A 16,862-nucleotide genomic window follows, 5' to 3' on the forward strand; every position below is an offset into this window, starting at 1 on the left:
GCTCCGAGCAATGCTAACAGATTAGCTATGACGAGGCAATCGAACGCCAGCCGCGGGTCAAGTGGCGCCTGCGGCCATCAGCCCCTTATGACCTGGCCCTCCTCTCGGATCTCGGCGACCTTGAACCCCAGATCATTCTCGAGCACCTCCTTGAGGCGGCAGTGGGAGATGAACTCGGGGTTGTACTTGACGGTCACCACCCCCAGGCCGGTGGTGCCGGTGCCCTCCTCGAAAGGAGCGCTGCTCGCCCTGACGGCGATCGCGCCGTCCAGCGCGCGCAAGCCGTCGATGATCCGGCGCACGCAGGTCTTGCACGTGATGTCCTCGACGAAGAACGACACTTCCCGATGGTGCAGCATGCCTATCCCTCCCTTGATCCCTTCTAGGTTCCGCCGATGGCGAGCGCTCCCACCCGGCGCAGCTTGACCCGCTCGACCAGGCGCGACACGTCCCTGAGGTGACACAGCTCGGTGCCCGGGGTCATGGCCGTTCCCGCCCCCGCGGCCACCCCCCAAAGCAGGGCCTCGCCGAGGCTCTCGCCCAAGGAGAGGCGGTAGACGATCCCCGCGACCATCGAGTCGCCCGCGCCGACCGAGGACTGGATCGAGACCTCGGGCGGGGTCGCGATCCACGCCTCGTGCGCGCTCATGGCGTAGGCCGCGCGGGGGCCGTCCGAGACGACGACCACCTCGACCCCCTGCCTGATCACCTGCTCGGCGGCAGCGAGGAAGGCCGACTCGCCCTCGATCGAGCGCCCGATGAGGCGCTCCAGCTCGTAGCGATTGGGCTTGACCAGGCTGGGCAGCGCCTCGATCCCCGCCGCCAGGGCCGGCCCGTCGGCGTCGAGCGCGGTCTTGAGCCCCTTGGAGCGGGCCTCCTCGATCAGGCCGCGGTAGATCTCCTTGGAGAGGCCCGGCGGGACGCTGCCCGAAAAGACGATGAAGTCGGGCCGCTCCGCCCAGCCCGAGATCTTGCGCTGGATCCGCTCGCCCTCCTCCTGCCGGACGTAGGGGCCCGGGGCGTTGATCCGGTAGGACTCGCCGGTGCTCGGGTCCTGCAGGATGAGGTTCTCGCGGGTCTCGCCCTCGATCCAGTTGAAGGCCGAGCGGATGCCCTCGTCCTCGAGGGCCCGGTGGACGAGCTGGCCGTGGTGACCTCCCAAGAGGCCCAGCGCGAGGGTGCTGCCGCCGAGCTCGCGCACCACCCGCGAGACGTTGATCCCCTTGCCGCCGGGGTCGAAGCGGACCGAAAGCGCCCGGTTGGTGTCGTCCGAGACCAGGGCGTTCACCGTCAGGGTCCGGTCCATCGAGGGGTTGAGGGTCACCGTCGCGATCATGCCCGCCCTCCTCTCATGGATGGCCGGCGAGCTTGACCAGCACCCCGGCCCCGATCACCCCTGCCTCGCGCCCGAAGCGCGCCTTGGCGAAGCGCAGGGCCTCGACCGCGTCCGACAGCGCCCGACGGTGCACGCTCGCCTCGGCGAGCTCGAGGAGCTGGGGCACGCCGCGGATCACTCCGCCCCCCAGCACGATCAGGTCGGGATTGAGGGTGTTGACGAGGTTCGAGAGGCCCGCCCCCAGGAGCTCCCCGGTCTCCTCGATGATGCGCAGCGCCAGCGCATCGCCGCGCAGCCCGGCCTCGGAGATCACCTCCACCCGCAGCTTGGAGAGGTCTCCGCCCACGAGCTCGCTCATGATCGAGGGCTCACCCTTCTCGAGGGCCTCGCGGGCGCGGCGAGCCATGGCGGTGCCTGAGGCGTAGGACTCCCAGCAGCCGGGATTGCCGCTCGGGCAGGGGGGACCGTCCCAGTTGATGGTCGTGTGGCCCACCTCGCCCGCGAAGCCGTTCGCCCCCTCGTAGAGGTGGCCGTCGATGACGATCCCCGCGCCGATGCCCGTGCCCACGAAGACGCAGACCATGTGGCGCACCCCCTTGCCCGCCCCGAAGTGGAGCTCGCCCAGGGCCGCCATGTTGACGTCGTTGTCGACGTAGACCTCCTGGTGGAGGCGATCGCTGAGCATCTGGCGCAGGGGGACGTCGCGCCACTGGAGGTTGGGCGAGTAGAGGATGTTGCCCGTCCCCGGCTCGACCAGCCCCGCGCTCGCGACCCCCACCCCGAGCACCGCCTCCTTGCCGAGGCCCTCGGTCAGGCGCTCGACCGCCTCCGCCATCTGGTCGGCGACCCCCTCGGGGCCCGCCCCGGTGCGGGTGTAGACCGTGTCGCTCTTGAGCACGTCCAGGTTGGTGTCGAGCAGGGCCGAGGCGATCTTGGTGCCGCCCAGGTCCATCCCGATGATGTAGTAGCCCACCTCCCTAGACCCAGGTGAGGATGGTCTTGATCCGGACGTGAGAGGTGGGATCCTCGCCCTCGATGTCGATGGCCAGCGGCCTGCCCTTGTCGTCCTCGCGGACCATCACGCGCTCGGCGCACTTGACCTCGTGCATGAAGGCGTCCGTCGAGCCGGCCTTCCCCACCTCGATGTCGACCGAGCACGACTCGGACCCCTTGATTTCCGGAGCCATCCCGAGGAAGGGGGCCCGGTTCACGACCACCTGATCGCCGAGCTCCTCGCTGTTGACCTGGATGCTCACGGGCCGGTTGAGGCACGTGTTGGTCAGCGACGCCATGTAGTCGTTCCACTTGCTCCGATCGATCTCGCGCGTCGTCATGCCACCCTCCTTGCGCAGCGGTTGGCCGTTCCGGCCCTCCCGCGTCCCCCGGACAGATTGTAACGATGCGTGAATTATCCGGAAGCGGCTCGCAAAGGTCAACGCGAAAGCAAGGCTCGACGGCGCCGGAGTGCCGTCGAGCCTTGCGCGTGAAGCAGGGGAATGTTCTAGGGGTAGAGGCCCCGCAGGGTGAGGGCGTTCGCGACGCGGCCCACCGCCTCCACGTAGGCGCCCATGCGGAAGGAGAGCCCCCGGGTCTCCACGTTGGCGACCACGTTCTTGAAGGCGCGGGCCATGACGTCCTGGAGCCGGGCGTTGACCTCGGCCTCGGTCCAGAAGAGCTGCTGGGAGCCCTGGACCCACTCGAAGTAGCTGACGATGATGCCGCCCGCGTTGGCGAGGATGTCGGGCAGCACCAGGACGCCGCGCTGCTCCAGCAGGACGTCGGCCTCGAAGGTGACCGGGGCGTTCGCGCCCTCGACCACGATAGGGGCCTGGACGCGGTGGGCGTTGCCGGGATGGATCTGGGCGCCGAGCGAGGCGGGGATCAGCACGTCGCAGGGCAGGTAAAGTACCTCTTCCTCGGTGATGGGGGTCGCCTCGGCGTACCCCTTGAGGAAGCGGTGGACCTTGGTGTAGCCGAGCAGGTCCGGCACGTCGAGGCCGTCCTCGCGGTAGAGGCCGCCGGTCAGGTCCGACACCGCGACGACCCGGGCGCCGCGCTCGTGCAGGAGCCTGGCGGTGACCGAGCCCAGCTTGCCGAAGCCCTGGATGGCGACCCGCAGGCCCTGCAGGCTGCGCCCCTGGTGCTTGAGCAGCTCCTCCAGGGCGAGGACCACCCCGCGGCCGGTGGCGCTGGCGCGGCCCACGGTGCCGCCGACGGCGGTCGGCTTGCCCGTCGCCACCCCCGGCGCCGCGTAGCCGTGGTTGTTGCTCCAGGTGTCCATGATCCAGGCCATCTCGCGGGGGCCGGTGTTGACGTCCGGGGTCGGGATGTCCTTGTGGGGGTCAAAGACCTGGGCCATGTCGGTGGTGTAGCGCCGGGTCACGCGCTCGAGCTCGCGCGTCGAGAGCTGGTGGGGGTCCAGGGTGACCCCGCCCTTGGCCCCGCCGTAGGGCAGGCCCACCAGCGAGCACTGCCACGTCATCAGCATGGCCAGCCCGGTGATCCGGTCGATGTCCACCGTGGGGTGGAAGCGGATGCCGCCGGTGTAGGGCCCCAGGATGTTGTTGTGCTGCACCCGGTAGCCGGGGAACATGCGGATCGCGCCGTCGTCCATCCGGACGGGGCTGTGGGTGTGGACCACCTTGTCGGGGGTGCCGAGGCGATCGCGCATGCCCCGGTCCAGGCCGAGCAGGTCGCCGCACTTCTCGAGCTGGAGGAGGGCCTTCTCGAGCTGGTTGATCGCAACGGGGTGGGTTTCGGTCGCCATTGACGCTCCCTTTCGCTCACGCGGGTCACGGCTGGATTGTACCACTTCTCGCCCGGTTTACAGGCCTGCTCGCCGGTGGCATGATGGGGCCCCATGTCGAACCCCACTTCGCCCTCCATCCCGCTGCGGCCGGCTCCGCTCTTCGAGGCGGTCTCGCGTCACGCCGTCACCCTCGGCGTCGACGTCCACCTGGTGGGCGGCTACGTGCGCGACGCCCTGCTGGGGCGTCCTTCGCTCGACGCCGATCTCATCACCGCTGGCGATCCCGCGCCGCTCGGCCGCGCGATCGCCCAGGAGCTCAAGGGCCACTTCGTCGTGCTCGACCCCGACTTCGGCGTCGCGCGGGTGGTGCTGCCGGGCGGGGGGGTGCTCGATCTGGCGAGGATGCAGGGCGACACGATCGAGGACGACCTTTCCCGGCGTGATCTGACCGTCAACGCCATCGCCTTGCCGCTGGTCGTGGGGGGCGAGGCCCTGGTGGACGCTCCCTTGCTCGACCCGACGGGGGGCCTTTCGGATCTTGCGGCGCGCACCGTCCGGGCCATCAGCCTCGAGAACCTGGTCGCCGACCCGGTGCGCCTCATCCGCGTGCTGCGCTTCGCGGCCACCCTCGACTTCGCGATCGCCTTCGAGACCCTCGAGTGGGTCGAAACCTACAAGCGCAAGCTCCTGGAAGCGGCGTACGAGCGCACGACCGCCGAGCTGCTCAAGATCCTCGCCCTGCCGGACGCCTACCGCTGGATCGAGCGCCTCTTCGGCCTCGGGGTGCTGGGGGTGCTGACCCCGGAGTTCACCATGCTGCGTCGGATCCCGGTCCTCGAGGGTCGCACCCTGGACGGCATGGCCCACGCCCTCGAACGCACGCGCCGCCTGGAAGGCCTGCTGAAGACGCTGCCCACCGCCTGGAGTGCCCACGCCCAAGCCATCCGAGACGACCTCGCAACACCGCTCGGCGGGGGCGCCACGCGCGGCGACCTTCTCAAGCTCGCCGCCCTCTTGCTCGACGTGGGCCGACCGTTCACCTTAGCCTACACCCCCGACGAAGCACTTTCGTTCGAGGGCCACGCCCAGGAGGGGGCCGAGCGCATCGGCGTCATCGCCGAGCGCTTCAAGCTCAGCGCGAAGGCGCGGGACTACCTCATGAAGCTCGTTCGCTACCAGGAGGTTCCGAGTGAGCTGGACACCCTGGACCCGGTCGCGCATTACCGGCTCTTCCGGGCGGCGGGCGAATCCAGCGCTGGCCTTCTACTCGTCGCTCTGGCCGACCGTGCGGCGACCCTCGGCTGGCGTGACACTGCGTTCGAGGAGCGGCTCGCACACGCGCTTGCGGGCTACTTTCGAGCGGACCGGGCGCTGGTCGAGCCCCGGCGCCTGTTGGACGGCCAGGGCCTGATGGCCGCGCTCGACCTGAAGCCGGGCAAGCACATCGGGGTGCTCCTGGAGCGGGTGCTCGAAGCGCAGCTGCGCGGAGAGATTGCGACCCGCGACGAGGCGATCGCCCTGGCGCGGTTCCTCCATCAGGCCTGATCGAATAGGGGATAGGGTCGCCCTCGCACGCCAACGGCCGGTTCCAATGAACGGGCGCGGATCTTACGATGACCCAATCACAAGCTATCAAAGGATTTTATCTCACCCACGGGACACACAGCCTGCCCCGACTGTACACGTTAATGTTCTATTTAAGAATAGACTTGAAAAAAACGGTGATGTTGTCCCACGAAATTCACCGGAAGCCCAATGGCCGACATAGCTTTCATATGTTTAATGGGGATGAAATATATGGATCCATTTGAATTTCACGACGCAGTTCTTATTTCAATTGAAGCAAACTGGAAAAAGGCAGAGGTTGTTGTTTTGATGGAGGTTGAAAGTGAGCATGTATCTGTAAATGTTTCAAACTTCTCAAGCATTTTTGCTCCAAGGCGGCTTCCATGGGGCAATAGTTTTTACATTAATGAGACCGCGCTAAAAAGAGAAAATGGAGAGGTAAGATTTGAGATTGAAATGCAAACTGGAGACGTGATTATCATCAGCGGAGATAGTATCGCAGTTAATGGTTGAGTACTTGGGTGAGCTTTGACTTGCTCCATTACCGTGGACACTTGCTCCCCACCGCGTGAGATTCAAATTCTGACTGGGGCCAAACAGGGTAGCAGGTCAGTTTGGTAGAAACCGGCGCCTATCTAAGGACTATGAGGGCCTCCCCGTCACCGAGGAGGCCCTCATAGTCATGGCCATGATAAACCTGATGCTTAGGCGCTTCTATGGACATGAACCCAAATCTGGGCCGATCGAAAGTGGGAAATCCTTGCTTCTGGACATGAACCCAGACAAAAGAGCGGCCCCGGCGAATCGCTGGGGCCGTTCTTGGCTTGGGCTTGGGCTTGGCTTACGAGGCCTTCTTAATCTCGGCCTCGAGCTTCTGCATGATGTGGGCGAGGGTGGCCTTGTCGGCGTACTCGTTGACGGCCCAGCTGCCGTCGGTGCTCTTGTAGGTCTGGTGGACGCCGTTCTTCTTCTTGTACTCCATCACGGCCTTGGCGGTGGCGTCGTCGAAGCTGCCGTTGGGGGTAACCGCGAAGCCCCACTTCTGGAGGACGGTCTGGAGGTCGCTGATGGCCTGCTTCTGGTCGCTGCCGGGGCCGAGGGCGCCATCGGTCTGATAGGACTTGACCTCAGCGAGGAACGCGTTGACGTTGGCCTCGCTCGCCTCGATCTTGTACTGGGCGGCGATCGCGGCGAAGTTGGTCTGGGAAGCGGCCGGCTGGGCGGGCTGCTGGACGACGGGGGCCTGGGGCTGGGCGGGCTGCTGGACGACAGGGGCCTGCTGCTGGGCCATCTGGGCCTGGAGCTTGGCCATGATGGCCTGGAGGGTCTGGGGCTCGGCGTACTCGTTGATGGCCCAGTTGCCGTTCTGGTTCTTGTAGGTCTGGTGCAGGCCGTTGACCTGCTTGAAGGCCATGACCGCCTGGGTGGTCGCGGCGTCGAACTGGCTGGTGATGGGCACCTGGAAGCCGAGGCGGGTCAGGGCGTCCTGAAGGTCGCGGATGGCGCCGGTGTCGGTGCTGCCGGGGCCGAGGGTGCCCTGGGTCTGGTAAGCCTTGACCTCGGCGAGGAACGCGTTGACGTTGGCCTCGCTGGCCTCGATCTTGTACTGGGCGGCGATCGTCTGCCAGGCGGGGGTGGCCGGCTGGGCGGGCTGCTGGACGACGGGCGCCTGGGGCTGCTGGGCCATCTCGGCCTCGAGCTTCTTCATGATGAACTCGAGGGTGCCCTTGTCGGCGTACTCGTTGACCGCGGGGTTGCCGTCGGCGGCGAGGTAGGTCTGCTTGAGGCCGTTGGCCTGCTTGAAGGCGATCATCGCCTGGGCGGTGGCGGCGTCGTACTGGCCGGTGGCCGCAACCTGGTAGCCCCACTTGGCGAGCACGCTCTGGAGGTCCTTGATGGCGCCGGCGTCGGTGCTGCCGGGGCCGAGGGCGCCGTCGGTCTGGTAGGTCTGGACCTCGGCGAGGAAGGCGTGGACGTTGGCCTCGGTGGGCTGAAGCTTGTACTGGGTCGCGATCGCCTGCCAGCTGGCGTTGGGCTGCTGCGCCGGGGTGGCGGGCTGGGTCGTCACGGGGGGCTGCGCGACCGGAGGCTGCGTCACGGGGGGCTGGGGGCTCACGGGGACGGTACCCGCGGTGGAGGTGCCCGAGCCGCCCTTGAAGAGGTTCGCGATCCAGTTGAAGGCGCTCTTGAAGAAGTTGACGATGCCGCTGAAGATCGTCGAAAGGGCGTTGCTCATCACCTGGACGTCGGCGCTGGGCTGCGTCTGAGGCAGCTGGGGAGCGACGGTCGTGGTCTGCTGAGGGGCATCGACGCCACCGCCCGCCTTCACGGTGCGGTTCTGGGGAAGCCGATTCTGAGGCACTCCACCAATGTTCATCGCTGCATCCTCCTTGACTGTCCGTCTTAACGCTGGCCCCGCGGGCCTCTTGATCAAGTTATAGGGATCGCGTCGGCGGATCCGGTTAAAGCCAGGATAAAAGTTTCTGATCCGTGCATTAAAAAAACGCGCCCGATCTCCCGGTTCTGGACCGGAGGATCGGGCGCGGGGGGTTGGGGGGGGGGTTAACCGAGCAGGGACGAGAGCTTCTGGAGCATGGGCTGGTCGGCGTACTCGTTGATGGCCCAGTTGCCGTCGGCCGAGCGGTAGTTCTGGTGCAGGCCGTACTTCGCCTTGAAGTCCATGACCGCCTTCGAGGTGGCGGCGTCCCAGGTGCCGTTCGCCTGGACGGGGAAGCCGACCTGGGCGAGCGCGCCCTGGACTTCCTTGATCTCGTCCTGGTTGGGGTAGCCGGGGCCGAGGGCGCGGAAGCCGTTGGCGTCGGCGACCTGGTAGGTCTTGACCTCGGCGAGGAAGGCCTCGACGTTGTCCTGCGAGGCGTAGAGCTTGTACTGCGAGGCGATCGCCTGCCAGTTGACGGTGCCGTTGTTGGTCGCGGGGGGCTGGGTGGTGGTGGGCGGCTGGGTCGAAGGGGTGCCGCCGCTCTTCACGATGGCTTCCATCTTCTGGTAGGTCTGGTAGTCCAGGTACTCGTTGACGGCGAAGTTGCCGTCGGCGCCCTTGTAGGTCTGGTGAAGGCCGTTGGCCTGCTTGAAGCTGCGGATGGCGGCCTGGGTGGCGGCGTCGTACTGGCCGGTGGGCTCGACCGAGTAGCCCCACGACTTCATGAGCTGCTGGACCTGGGTGATCGCCTCGGTGTTGGGATTGCCGGGGCCGAGGGTCTGGAAGCCGTCGGGGCCGGGCGAGGCGTAGCTCTGGACCTCGGCGAGGAACGCGTCGACGTTGGCCTTGGTGGGCTGGAGCTTGTACTGCTCGGCAAGAGCGCGGGTGTTCTCGTCGATGGGGCCCGTCTGGCCGCCGTCGGCGGGTTTCTTGCCGGTGATCTTGTTCCACAGGCCGACGAAGAAGCTGCTGATCGACTTGAACATGCTCTTGATGCCGTCGAGGAGGCTGGCCGCGTCGAACGAGCCACCGCCCGCCTGCACCGGCGCCTGAGGCAGCCGCACCGCCACCGAGTCGGCAGCCATGGTGCGCTTCACCTGAGGCGCCTGAGCCGCCTGAGGCTGGCTGCGAAGCGACTGGTAGCTGCGGACCTGGTTCGAGACGCCTGAGATCATGACGAGCCCTCCATCGAGGCACTGGAAACTTCTGGCTCGATCCTTATCCGGCCGGGGGGCGGGGATCTTGTTCCAAAAGCGTTAAGAGCAAGGAAAGGCTCACTTAAGCTTTCGCCAACGAGCCCCATGCGAATTTGTGTAGAATGGGGGAATGCCGATCGCACCCATGTTTCGAGGCCTCAGGGCCCGCCTGCTTGCTGGCCTCTCGGCCGCCGTCCTGAGCCTCGCGGCCCTCGCCCCGGCCCAGGCCGCGACCCTCTTCGATCCGCAGATCCCCTGGCAGACCCTCGACACGCCGCACTTCAGGGTCAACTACGACGCCCGGCACGAGGCGATCGCACAGCGCGCGGCCGTCTTCGCCGAGGAGGCCTACGCCAAGGTCGTGCCCTTCCTCAGGAGCGCCCCGAGCGACAAGACCGAGTTGACCCTGCTCGATCACGAGGATCAGGTGCAGGGCCTCGCCCTGCCCTATCCCAACAGCCAGATCTACGTCTACCTTAGCTCGCCGGACCAGGACATGCTGACCGGCCGCTACGAGAGCTGGCTCAAGCAGATCATCCTCCACGAGTTCACCCATGCCTGCCAGTTCGAGGCCACGGGCGGCCTGACCTCCGTGATCAACAAGGTCCTGGGCCGCGCGATCTTCCCCAACTTCCTCCAGCCCTGGTTCCTCATCGAGGGGCTCGCCGTCACCACCGAGTCCCGCTTCACCCAGGGCGGCCGGGCCAAGGAGGGCGACTACGACATGATCCTCCGGGCCGCCGCCCTAGAGGACAAGCTCCTCGGCATCGACCAGGCGAGCGTCTTCAACTACGGCGGCTGGCCCGTCGGCCCCAGCTACATCTACGGCTCCTACTTCTACCAGTACCTGATCGAGCGCTACGGCGAGGACGCCCCGAGCAGGATCTCCCATGCCTACGGCGAGTGGCCCTGGTTCGGGATCAACAAGGCCATCGAGCGCGCGCTGCCGGGCAAGAACGCCTACGTCCTCTGGGACGAGCTGAAGGTCTACCTGCGCGATCGCGCCCAGCGCCAGCTCGCGCGCATCAAGGAGCACCCCCTGACCGAGAGCCGGCGCCTCACCGCGACGGGCCGCTACCACCACCACCCGGCATGGACCCCTGACGGCAAGCTCGTCTACGCCGAGTTCACCGACCAGCGCCCCGCGGGCCTGATGATCGACGCCCTCGACGGCAAGCCCTCCGAGCGCTACGTCAAGCTCTACCCGCAGGGGAGCTACTCGCTCTCGAAGGGGCGCTACGTCTACCTCTCGGCGAGCCACGAGGTGGGGCGCTTCAACACCTACGCCGACGTCTACCGCTACGACACCAAGGAGCAGCGCTTCGATCTGCTCACCGACGGCAAGCGCGCCCTGGACCCGGCCGTCTCGCCCGACGGCAAGCACTTCATCGCCACCCTCAACGAGGCGGGCACCAACGACCTGGCCCTCTTCGACAGCGGGGGCGCCCTCAAGGAGCGCCTGACCGGTAACAAGGACGGCACCCAGTACTCGGGCACCACCTGGTCGCCGGACGGCGAGCAGGTCGTGGTGTCGGCCTGGCAAGGAGGCGCCCGGGACCTCTACGGGTTCCGGCCGGGCGAGACCAAGCCCCGGCCCCTCTGGCGCGACAGCGCCATCGACGTCCACCCCAAGTTCTCGCCGGACGGGGAGTGGCTCTACTTCTCGTCGGATCGCAGCGGCGGGGTCTTCAACCTCTTCGCCTACCGGCTCAAGGACCGCAAGCTCTTCCAGGTCACCAACGTGGTGGGCGGCGCCACCGAGCCCGCCCCCTCGCCCGACGGCAAGCGCCTCGCCTTTGCCAGCTACTCGGCCGTCGGCTGGGACATCCACCTGATGGACGTCGCGCCCGGGACCTGGCGCGAGGTCCCGCTCGACGCGGCCACCACCTACGAGCCCACCTCGGGCACGGCGATCGCGGCCCCTCCGGTGCCGGAGGGCGAAGCGCTCCCGGTGCTGACGAACCCCTTCTTGAGCCGCGCCTACGACCCGTGGCACTCCTTCTCGCCCAAGACCTGGTATCCCGTCAGCTACATCGACGAGAACGGCTACATGGCAGGCGTCAACACCGTCAGCAACGACGTGCTGATGCAGCACTACGCCTTCGTCAACGCCGGCTGGAGCTTCGGCGGGAATCGCCCGTACTACGCCCTGAGCTACGTCAACGACCAGCTGCCTCCGACGCTCTCGCTCTCCCTGGTGGACATCCCCGCCAACTACGCGCCCGGCCGCAAGCTCGACCTGTGGCAGCGCCAGATGGGCGGCTCGGTATCGGCGACCTTCCCCGGCATGCCCAGCAAGCTGCTCGACACCTACTGGATCGACGGCCAGTCGCTCACCCTGGGCTACAGCTGGCTCACCGTGCAGAACCTGGGGGTGCGCGATCGCGCCACCACGGCCCCCCTGCGCCCGATGCCCGCCCAGCTCGAGAGCGCCAAGGGCTTCCCCCAGGCCGGGCAGATCAACACCCTGGGGCTCACCTACCAGTTCGCCGACAACTACAAGCCCTCCTTCGCCATCAGCCCCGAGTGGGGCTCGGTCTTCGGGCTCGCCTACGAGAAGGCGGGGCCCTGGCTCGGGGGCACAGCCGAGTTCGATCGCTTCAGCGGGGACTACCGGCGCTACTTCGGCATGCCGTGGCGTCACCACGTGCTCGCCCTGCGCGCGGCGGGAGGCCTGAACGTGGGCAAGCGGGACGGCGACTACTACCTGGGCGGGACGAGCTCGACGAACCTGCTCACGACCATCGACCGGCGCCACGTCGGCGGGGTGCAGTCCGCGCCGCTGCGCGGTTACGCGGCCGGCGCGCTCACGGGCAACCGCATGGCCATGGGCAGCCTGGAGTATCGCTTCCCGATCGCCGAGATCCAGCGCGGGGTGGGCACGGTGCCCTTCTACGTCACCCGCTTGGCGGGGGCGGCCTTCGCGGATGCCGGCTGGGCGGGCACCGATCGCCTGGGCGACGACATGCACCTGGGGCTCGGCGCCGAGACGCGGATCGGCCTGAGCATCGTGAGCGTCGCGACCGAGCTGCGCCTCGGCTTGGCGCGCGGCACCCACCCCACCGACGGCACGACCCAGGCCTACGCGGAGCTCGGCATCAGCTTCTAGGCAAATCGATGTGAAACGAAGCATCCGCCTGATTCCCCGCCCCCCGGTGGGGCGGGGCTAGGGGTGGGGGGCTCTAAACGCTCCAGGTCCCTCACGAAGGCATGAGGAACTTGATCATATCCCCCCACCCCCGACCCCGCCCCACCGAGGGGCGGGGAGGATCCAGGCGGACGTTCGATTCAGATAAGACCGGCTCAGAGAGCTGGCTCTACGGTATCAGAGCGTGTTGAGCTTGCCGTCCGCGTACTTGACCGCCTTCACCTCGAAGCGGTCCTTGGCGTCGACCTCGAGGTAGACGGTGACGACCTCGTGCGTCCCGGCGTGCAGCTCCTTGTCGAGCTTCCTGGCCTTGGAGGAGAAGATCGACGAGCCGGAAAAGAGGGTGACCTGCGAGGGGGGCTGCTGCGCGTCGAACAGGGAGATCACGTAATCGCCGACGCCGAACTCCGGCGCGCGCGCCCCGACGAAGCCCGTCGCCCTGACCTTCTTGCCGGCGTGCGCCGCGGGCGCATCGTACATCGCCGAGAGCTCGGCCAGCGTGACCTGCTGGTAGGCGGCCTCCTTGAAGAAGATCCCGCCGATCAGCCCGCTGGCACGGGCCGAGTCGGACGTGACCCGGGGCGCCGTCGCGCTCGGGGCCGTCCCGCAGCCCACCAGCGCCGTCACGATCAAGACCGCCAATCCCACGCGCTTCATCGACAAATCCTCCCGGCTCACGCACGTCAGCTTCATTCACGACCCTATCGGCCGGCGGCGGGAAGAACTGTCTTATGACCTAATTAACGCCCGGTGAAAATTTTGCACATTTTCCGGCGAGGGCTACTTCTGCAAGATCAGGCGCGTGCCGTAGCCCGTCCCCGAGACCCCCGACACGTCCAGGCCCGTCGGGCTCATGCGCTGCAAGAAGGAGAGGCTGTACGGCTTCAAGGAGAGGTTCGAGCCGCTGGAGACGCTCGGGCCGTTCAACGTACGCTCGGTCAACTTCACGCCCGGGATGTCGTAGGTCTTGCGCTGCAGCGTCACGCCATCGATCCCGTAGCGCGTGCGCTGGCTTGCGGGAAGCAGGTCGAAGACGGGCGAGCCGTCTAAGGCGACGGCCGCGCCGAAGTCGGCGAACAAGCCCGCCATGGTGCTCCCCTTGGTGCGCATCACCCTATCCGCCAGGTCGACCTCATCCGCTCGCCCGCCGTTGTCGAGGGTGTGGAAGGAGCGGATCGCGCCATCGCCCAGACGATTGCGCACGTACTGGAGATACAGGGCCGCCATGCCGTAGGCGGAGTCGTCCCCGGCGGGCCCCTGATTCAGGAAGTCGGTCAGGGAATAGGTCCAGGGGGCACTCAGGAAGCGGCGAATCTGCAGGAACATCGAGGGGCTCGGATTCGAGCCTTCCGGCCCGTAGCCGTTCTCGAACATCGCCAGCATCGAGAGGCCCTCGTTGAGCCAGATGAGCGGGCCGAACTCGCCCTGGTGGGCGAGCAGCCCCACCTGCTTGACCCGGTGGCAAGAGAAGAGCAGGTGCTGGAGCTCGTGGGCGATGGTCCCGTACACGTCGCTCTCGGAGCGGCTCATGAGGCTTGAGGCGATGTAGAGCAGCTTCGAGCGGTTGGACTTGGACGTGTTCGTGAGGTCGGGCCACCAGAAGAAGCCGAGGATCCCGTTGCCCATCTCGGTGGCGGTCCCATTGTCCACCTGGCGAGAGAAGAGGAAGTGGATGTAGTCATCGTCCATCGCGATGCGGCGGCCGTCGCCGGCCTTGGCGTTGTCGTCCAGGGTCGGATCGGCGCCGAACAGGGCGGTATCCTTGGGGTAGATGCGCGAGCTGATGACATCGGCCAGGGCGGTGAGCTTCGCTTGCGAGGAGAAGATGACCTCATCGCGCGGGTCCACCCAGATCACGAAGCGCCCCGCACCCGCGCGGTTATCGACGTAGACCGCCTTGGCGTCCACCGATGAGTACGTGTTTTCACGGTCGCTGTCGGGCACCGCGAAGCGGCGGATCTGGCCGACCTCGACCGTTCCGGCCTGGATCCGGTAGCGGGGAATCGGGGCGCTCAGGTCCATTTTCGAGACCCGCTCGACCATCCGGGCCTCGAAGCTCGAAGGGGGCGAGGCTGCCGCGGGCGCGCCTGCGGCCTGCGTACCATAGGAGGCGCCGCCCCCACTCCAGCCCACCTGAAGCGGCAAGAGGATGCTGTTCGACCGCACGGAGCTGAGGGCGGCGATCCCGAGGCGAGCCCCGCCCAGCGACACCCTGAAGGAGCCTTTATCGGGATAGAGGGGATAGACCCCCGCATTGTCGGACAGGGTGATGGAGGTGGGATTGGTGCTGGGATCCGGCGTCGCTGCGCCATCGCCGCCGGTCCCGTCGCCGCTGCCGGAGTCGGAGGTGCCGCTCCCGCCCTTGAAGGTGGTGCCGGGCAGCCGGTCCTGGATGATGTTGGAGTTGTTGCCCAGGTCCTCGACGACGAAGGTGGCGTCGGCGCAGCTCGCGAGCACGAGCGGGATCGAGGCGAGCGCCACGCAGAAGGAGAGGTGCTGGAATCGCATCTGAACAGGGACCTCCGAGCCGGCAAGCAGTCATCTCCCTCATACCCGCGACCCCCGTCCGCGAATCCCTCGCTGATTTGACAGAACCCATGCGCCCCCTTAAGATGCCTAGGCTTCAGAGCAAGCCCTGATGCTGTTTCTCGACAAGGAGCCCTGCGCGAATGAGCGACCCCACCAACCTGCCCCTGCGGCTGTCTCTGGATGAAGCCGTACTGCTCATGGTGGGTCTCAAGCTGCTCGACGAGATGGTCGAAGCCATCGAGATCAACGGCCAGGCGCAGGAGGCCCTCATGACGGGCCTGATGACCAAGCTGCAGCGGGCGCTCCCCGACGACCTCATCGAGATGACCGACCAGATCGTCGAGGACATCGTCACGGCGACCCTGAACGACGGCGAGTCGATCGACCTCGACGTCATGACCGCCGACTCCAGCTACGCGCTGCCCATGTACGCCATCGACGGCATCCTGCCCGTCATCGAGCAGGGCATCAAGGAAGAGCGATCGCTCGACGTCTCCTACTACTCCATGAGCCGCGAGGAGTTCAGCGTCCGCCGCATCGACCCCTACGGCCTCAAGCGCGTCGGCGACCTGCACTGGCTGGTCGCATACTGCCACCTGCGCGAGGATCGGCGCGTCTTCCGCGTCGATCGCTTCAAGACCGCAACCCTCAGCGAGGCGCGCTTCAAGCCGCCCGTGGACTTCCACATCGGCGAGTACTTCGACGACATCGACCCCTGAGACGCTGCGTGGACAAGGCATCCTCCCTGTGATACGTTTAGAGCGTCTAACAAAACTGTTCCGTCAAGCCGCCCACGGCGGCCAACGGCCGTAACATGCCTGGTTTTGTTAGATGCTCTTGCGAGTTAAAGATTGCCCTTCCGCGCGGGCCGTACCCCCAGGCGATCGCCCTCGCCCGGCCCAGCCAGGTCTGATGGAGGACACGTGGCAGAAGCGTTGCTCAAGGTTTCCGGGTTGCAGACCCACTTCACCACCGAGGAAGGCATCGTCAAGGCCGTGGACGGCGTCGACTTCGAGGTCCAGAAGGGCCAGATCCTCGGCATCGTCGGCGAATCCGGTTGCGGCAAGAGCATCACTTCCCTGTCGATCATGCGGCTGGTGGCGGGCCCCCAGGGCAAGATCGTCGGCGGCTCGATCCTCTTCAAGGGCCAGAACCTGCTGGGCCTCACCGAGGCCGAGATGCGCGAGATCCGCGGCAACCGCATCTCCTTGATCTCGCAGGACCCCATGACCTCGCTCAACCCCGTGCTCACGGTCGGCGAGCAGATCATGGAGGCCATCGTCCTCCACCAGAAGGTCGATCGCGCGACCGCCCGCAAGCGGGCCGTCGAGGCCCTCGAGGCCGTGGGCATCCCGGGCGCCGCCAGCCGGGTGGACGACTACCCGCACCAGTTCTCGGGCGGCATGCGCCAGCGCGTCATCATCGCCATGGCCCTGTCGTGCGAGCCCGAGCTGCTCATCGCCGACGAGCCCACCACCGCCCTCGACGTGACCATCCAGGCCCAGATCCTCGATCTCATGCGCGACATCCGCACCAAGCGGGGCGCCGCGGTCGTGCTGATCACCCACGACCTGGGGGTCGTCGCCGAGATGTGCGACCACGTGGCCGTCATGTACGCCGGCAAGGTCGTCGAGTACGCCGACGTCAACACCCTCTTCAAGAACCCCAAGCACCCCTACACCCAGGGCCTGCTCAACTCCACCCCGCGCCTCGGCTCCAAGCAGGACCGCCTCGAGCCGATCGAGGGCCAGCCGCCCGCCCTCTCCCGCCTGCCCCAGGGCTGCTCGTTCGGCCCTCGCTGCAAGCACTACGTGGCCAAGTGCCGCGAGATCCCCCTGCTCGAGACCGTCGAGGCGGGCCACCAGGTTCGCTGCTGGCTGACCAAGGAGGCCAAGTAA

At 66.9% G+C, this 16,862-nt stretch carries 14 protein-coding genes and 1 pseudogene; 6 read left to right on the forward strand and 9 right to left on the reverse strand.

Annotated features, from left to right (window positions below; genetic code table 11):
- Positions 1-77: 77 nt before the first annotated feature.
- From V6D00_06590 to V6D00_06610, 5 genes are all read right to left on the reverse strand, one after another.
- On the reverse strand, positions 78-359 hold the full coding sequence (locus V6D00_06590; GenBank protein HEY9898833.1) for a heavy-metal-associated domain-containing protein: 282 nt from the start codon (positions 357-359) through the stop codon (positions 78-80).
- Positions 360-382: 23 nt separating this feature from the next.
- Positions 383-1,336: a 1-phosphofructokinase gene (gene pfkB, locus V6D00_06595; protein HEY9898834.1), complete on the reverse strand. Its 954-nt coding sequence runs from the start codon at positions 1,334-1,336 to the stop codon at positions 383-385.
- Positions 1,337-1,349: 13 nt separating this feature from the next.
- The gene (locus V6D00_06600; protein ID HEY9898835.1) at positions 1,350-2,309 is read right to left on the reverse strand and encodes an ROK family protein; all 960 of its coding nucleotides are present in this window, start codon (positions 2,307-2,309) and stop codon (positions 1,350-1,352) included.
- A gap of 4 nt (positions 2,310-2,313) precedes the next feature.
- Positions 2,314-2,670: a DUF5335 family protein gene (locus tag V6D00_06605; GenBank protein HEY9898836.1), complete on the reverse strand. Its 357-nt coding sequence runs from the start codon at positions 2,668-2,670 to the stop codon at positions 2,314-2,316.
- Between the two features lie 167 nt (positions 2,671-2,837).
- Positions 2,838-4,103, reverse strand: a complete 1,266-nt coding sequence (locus V6D00_06610; GenBank protein HEY9898837.1) for a Glu/Leu/Phe/Val dehydrogenase — start codon at positions 4,101-4,103, stop codon at positions 2,838-2,840.
- A gap of 93 nt (positions 4,104-4,196) precedes the next feature.
- On the opposite strand from V6D00_06610, the gene V6D00_06615 reads away from it, so the two are divergent.
- The 3 genes and pseudogenes from V6D00_06615 to V6D00_06625 all read left to right on the forward strand — a co-directional run bounded on the left by V6D00_06615 (position 4,197) and on the right by V6D00_06625 (position 6,363).
- Positions 4,197-5,630: a hypothetical protein gene (locus tag V6D00_06615; protein ID HEY9898838.1), complete on the forward strand. Its 1,434-nt coding sequence runs from the start codon at positions 4,197-4,199 to the stop codon at positions 5,628-5,630.
- A 210-nt stretch (positions 5,631-5,840) separates the two neighbouring features.
- Positions 5,841-6,164 carry a hypothetical protein gene (locus V6D00_06620; GenBank protein ID HEY9898839.1) on the forward strand — a complete coding sequence of 108 codons (324 nt, stop codon included), beginning with the start codon at positions 5,841-5,843 and terminating at the stop codon, positions 6,162-6,164.
- 100 nt (positions 6,165-6,264) lie between these two features.
- A pseudogene (locus V6D00_06625) lies at positions 6,265-6,363 on the forward strand (IS5/IS1182 family transposase).
- 129 nt (positions 6,364-6,492) lie between these two features.
- Here the strand turns inward: V6D00_06625 and V6D00_06630 are convergent.
- Positions 6,493-8,028 (reverse strand): peptidoglycan-binding domain-containing protein, encoded by a 1,536-nt coding sequence (locus V6D00_06630; protein ID HEY9898840.1) that lies wholly within the window; start codon positions 8,026-8,028, stop codon positions 6,493-6,495.
- 185 nt (positions 8,029-8,213) lie between these two features.
- Positions 8,214-9,266, reverse strand: coding sequence for a peptidoglycan-binding domain-containing protein (locus V6D00_06635; protein ID HEY9898841.1), 1,053 nt, complete (start codon positions 9,264-9,266; stop codon positions 8,214-8,216).
- A gap of 151 nt (positions 9,267-9,417) precedes the next feature.
- Between V6D00_06635 and V6D00_06640 the strand changes: the two genes are divergently transcribed.
- Positions 9,418-12,396, forward strand: a complete 2,979-nt coding sequence (locus V6D00_06640; protein ID HEY9898842.1) for a BamA/TamA family outer membrane protein — start codon at positions 9,418-9,420, stop codon at positions 12,394-12,396.
- Positions 12,397-12,612: 216 nt separating this feature from the next.
- Here the strand turns inward: V6D00_06640 and V6D00_06645 are convergent, their stop codons facing one another.
- Both V6D00_06645 and V6D00_06650 read right to left on the reverse strand, forming a co-directional pair.
- The gene (locus V6D00_06645; protein HEY9898843.1) at positions 12,613-13,092 is read right to left on the reverse strand and encodes a hypothetical protein; all 480 of its coding nucleotides are present in this window, start codon (positions 13,090-13,092) and stop codon (positions 12,613-12,615) included.
- Between the two features lie 123 nt (positions 13,093-13,215).
- The gene (locus tag V6D00_06650; protein HEY9898844.1) at positions 13,216-14,943 is read right to left on the reverse strand and encodes a hypothetical protein; all 1,728 of its coding nucleotides are present in this window, start codon (positions 14,941-14,943) and stop codon (positions 13,216-13,218) included.
- Positions 14,944-15,104: 161 nt separating this feature from the next.
- On the opposite strand from V6D00_06650, the gene V6D00_06655 reads away from it, so the two are divergent.
- Together V6D00_06655 and V6D00_06660 are read left to right on the forward strand one after the other, a co-directional pair.
- Positions 15,105-15,683 (forward strand): WYL domain-containing protein, encoded by a 579-nt coding sequence (locus V6D00_06655; protein HEY9898845.1) that lies wholly within the window; start codon positions 15,105-15,107, stop codon positions 15,681-15,683.
- Between the two features lie 204 nt (positions 15,684-15,887).
- Complete coding sequence (locus tag V6D00_06660; protein ID HEY9898846.1) at positions 15,888-16,862, forward strand: ABC transporter ATP-binding protein; 975 nt, start codon at positions 15,888-15,890, stop codon at positions 16,860-16,862.

Source organism: Pantanalinema sp. (assembly GCA_036704125.1).
In the GTDB taxonomy this organism is placed as follows: Bacteria; Cyanobacteriota; Sericytochromatia; order S15B-MN24; family UBA4093; genus JAGIBK01.

What these genes read in the sequence shown, in the direction of transcription:
- V6D00_06590 (HEY9898833.1), bottom strand. Translation starts at nt 359, where the DNA reads ATGCTGCACCATCGGGAAGTGTCGTTCTTCGTCGAGGACATCACGTGC.
- pfkB (HEY9898834.1), bottom strand. Translation starts at nt 1,336, where the DNA reads ATGATCGCGACGGTGACCCTCAACCCCTCGATGGACCGGACCCTGACG.
- V6D00_06605 (HEY9898836.1), bottom strand. Translation starts at nt 2,670, where the DNA reads ATGACGACGCGCGAGATCGATCGGAGCAAGTGGAACGACTACATGGCG.
- V6D00_06610 (HEY9898837.1), bottom strand. Translation starts at nt 4,103, where the DNA reads ATGGCGACCGAAACCCACCCCGTTGCGATCAACCAGCTCGAGAAGGCC.
- V6D00_06615 (HEY9898838.1), top strand. Translation starts at nt 4,197, where the DNA reads ATGTCGAACCCCACTTCGCCCTCCATCCCGCTGCGGCCGGCTCCGCTC.
- V6D00_06620 (HEY9898839.1), top strand. Translation starts at nt 5,841, where the DNA reads ATGGCCGACATAGCTTTCATATGTTTAATGGGGATGAAATATATGGAT.
- V6D00_06630 (HEY9898840.1), bottom strand. Translation starts at nt 8,028, where the DNA reads ATGAACATTGGTGGAGTGCCTCAGAATCGGCTTCCCCAGAACCGCACC.
- V6D00_06635 (HEY9898841.1), bottom strand. Translation starts at nt 9,266, where the DNA reads ATGATCTCAGGCGTCTCGAACCAGGTCCGCAGCTACCAGTCGCTTCGC.
- V6D00_06640 (HEY9898842.1), top strand. Translation starts at nt 9,418, where the DNA reads ATGCCGATCGCACCCATGTTTCGAGGCCTCAGGGCCCGCCTGCTTGCT.
- V6D00_06645 (HEY9898843.1), bottom strand. Translation starts at nt 13,092, where the DNA reads ATGAAGCGCGTGGGATTGGCGGTCTTGATCGTGACGGCGCTGGTGGGC.
- V6D00_06650 (HEY9898844.1), bottom strand. Translation starts at nt 14,943, where the DNA reads ATGCGATTCCAGCACCTCTCCTTCTGCGTGGCGCTCGCCTCGATCCCG.
- V6D00_06655 (HEY9898845.1), top strand. Translation starts at nt 15,105, where the DNA reads ATGAGCGACCCCACCAACCTGCCCCTGCGGCTGTCTCTGGATGAAGCC.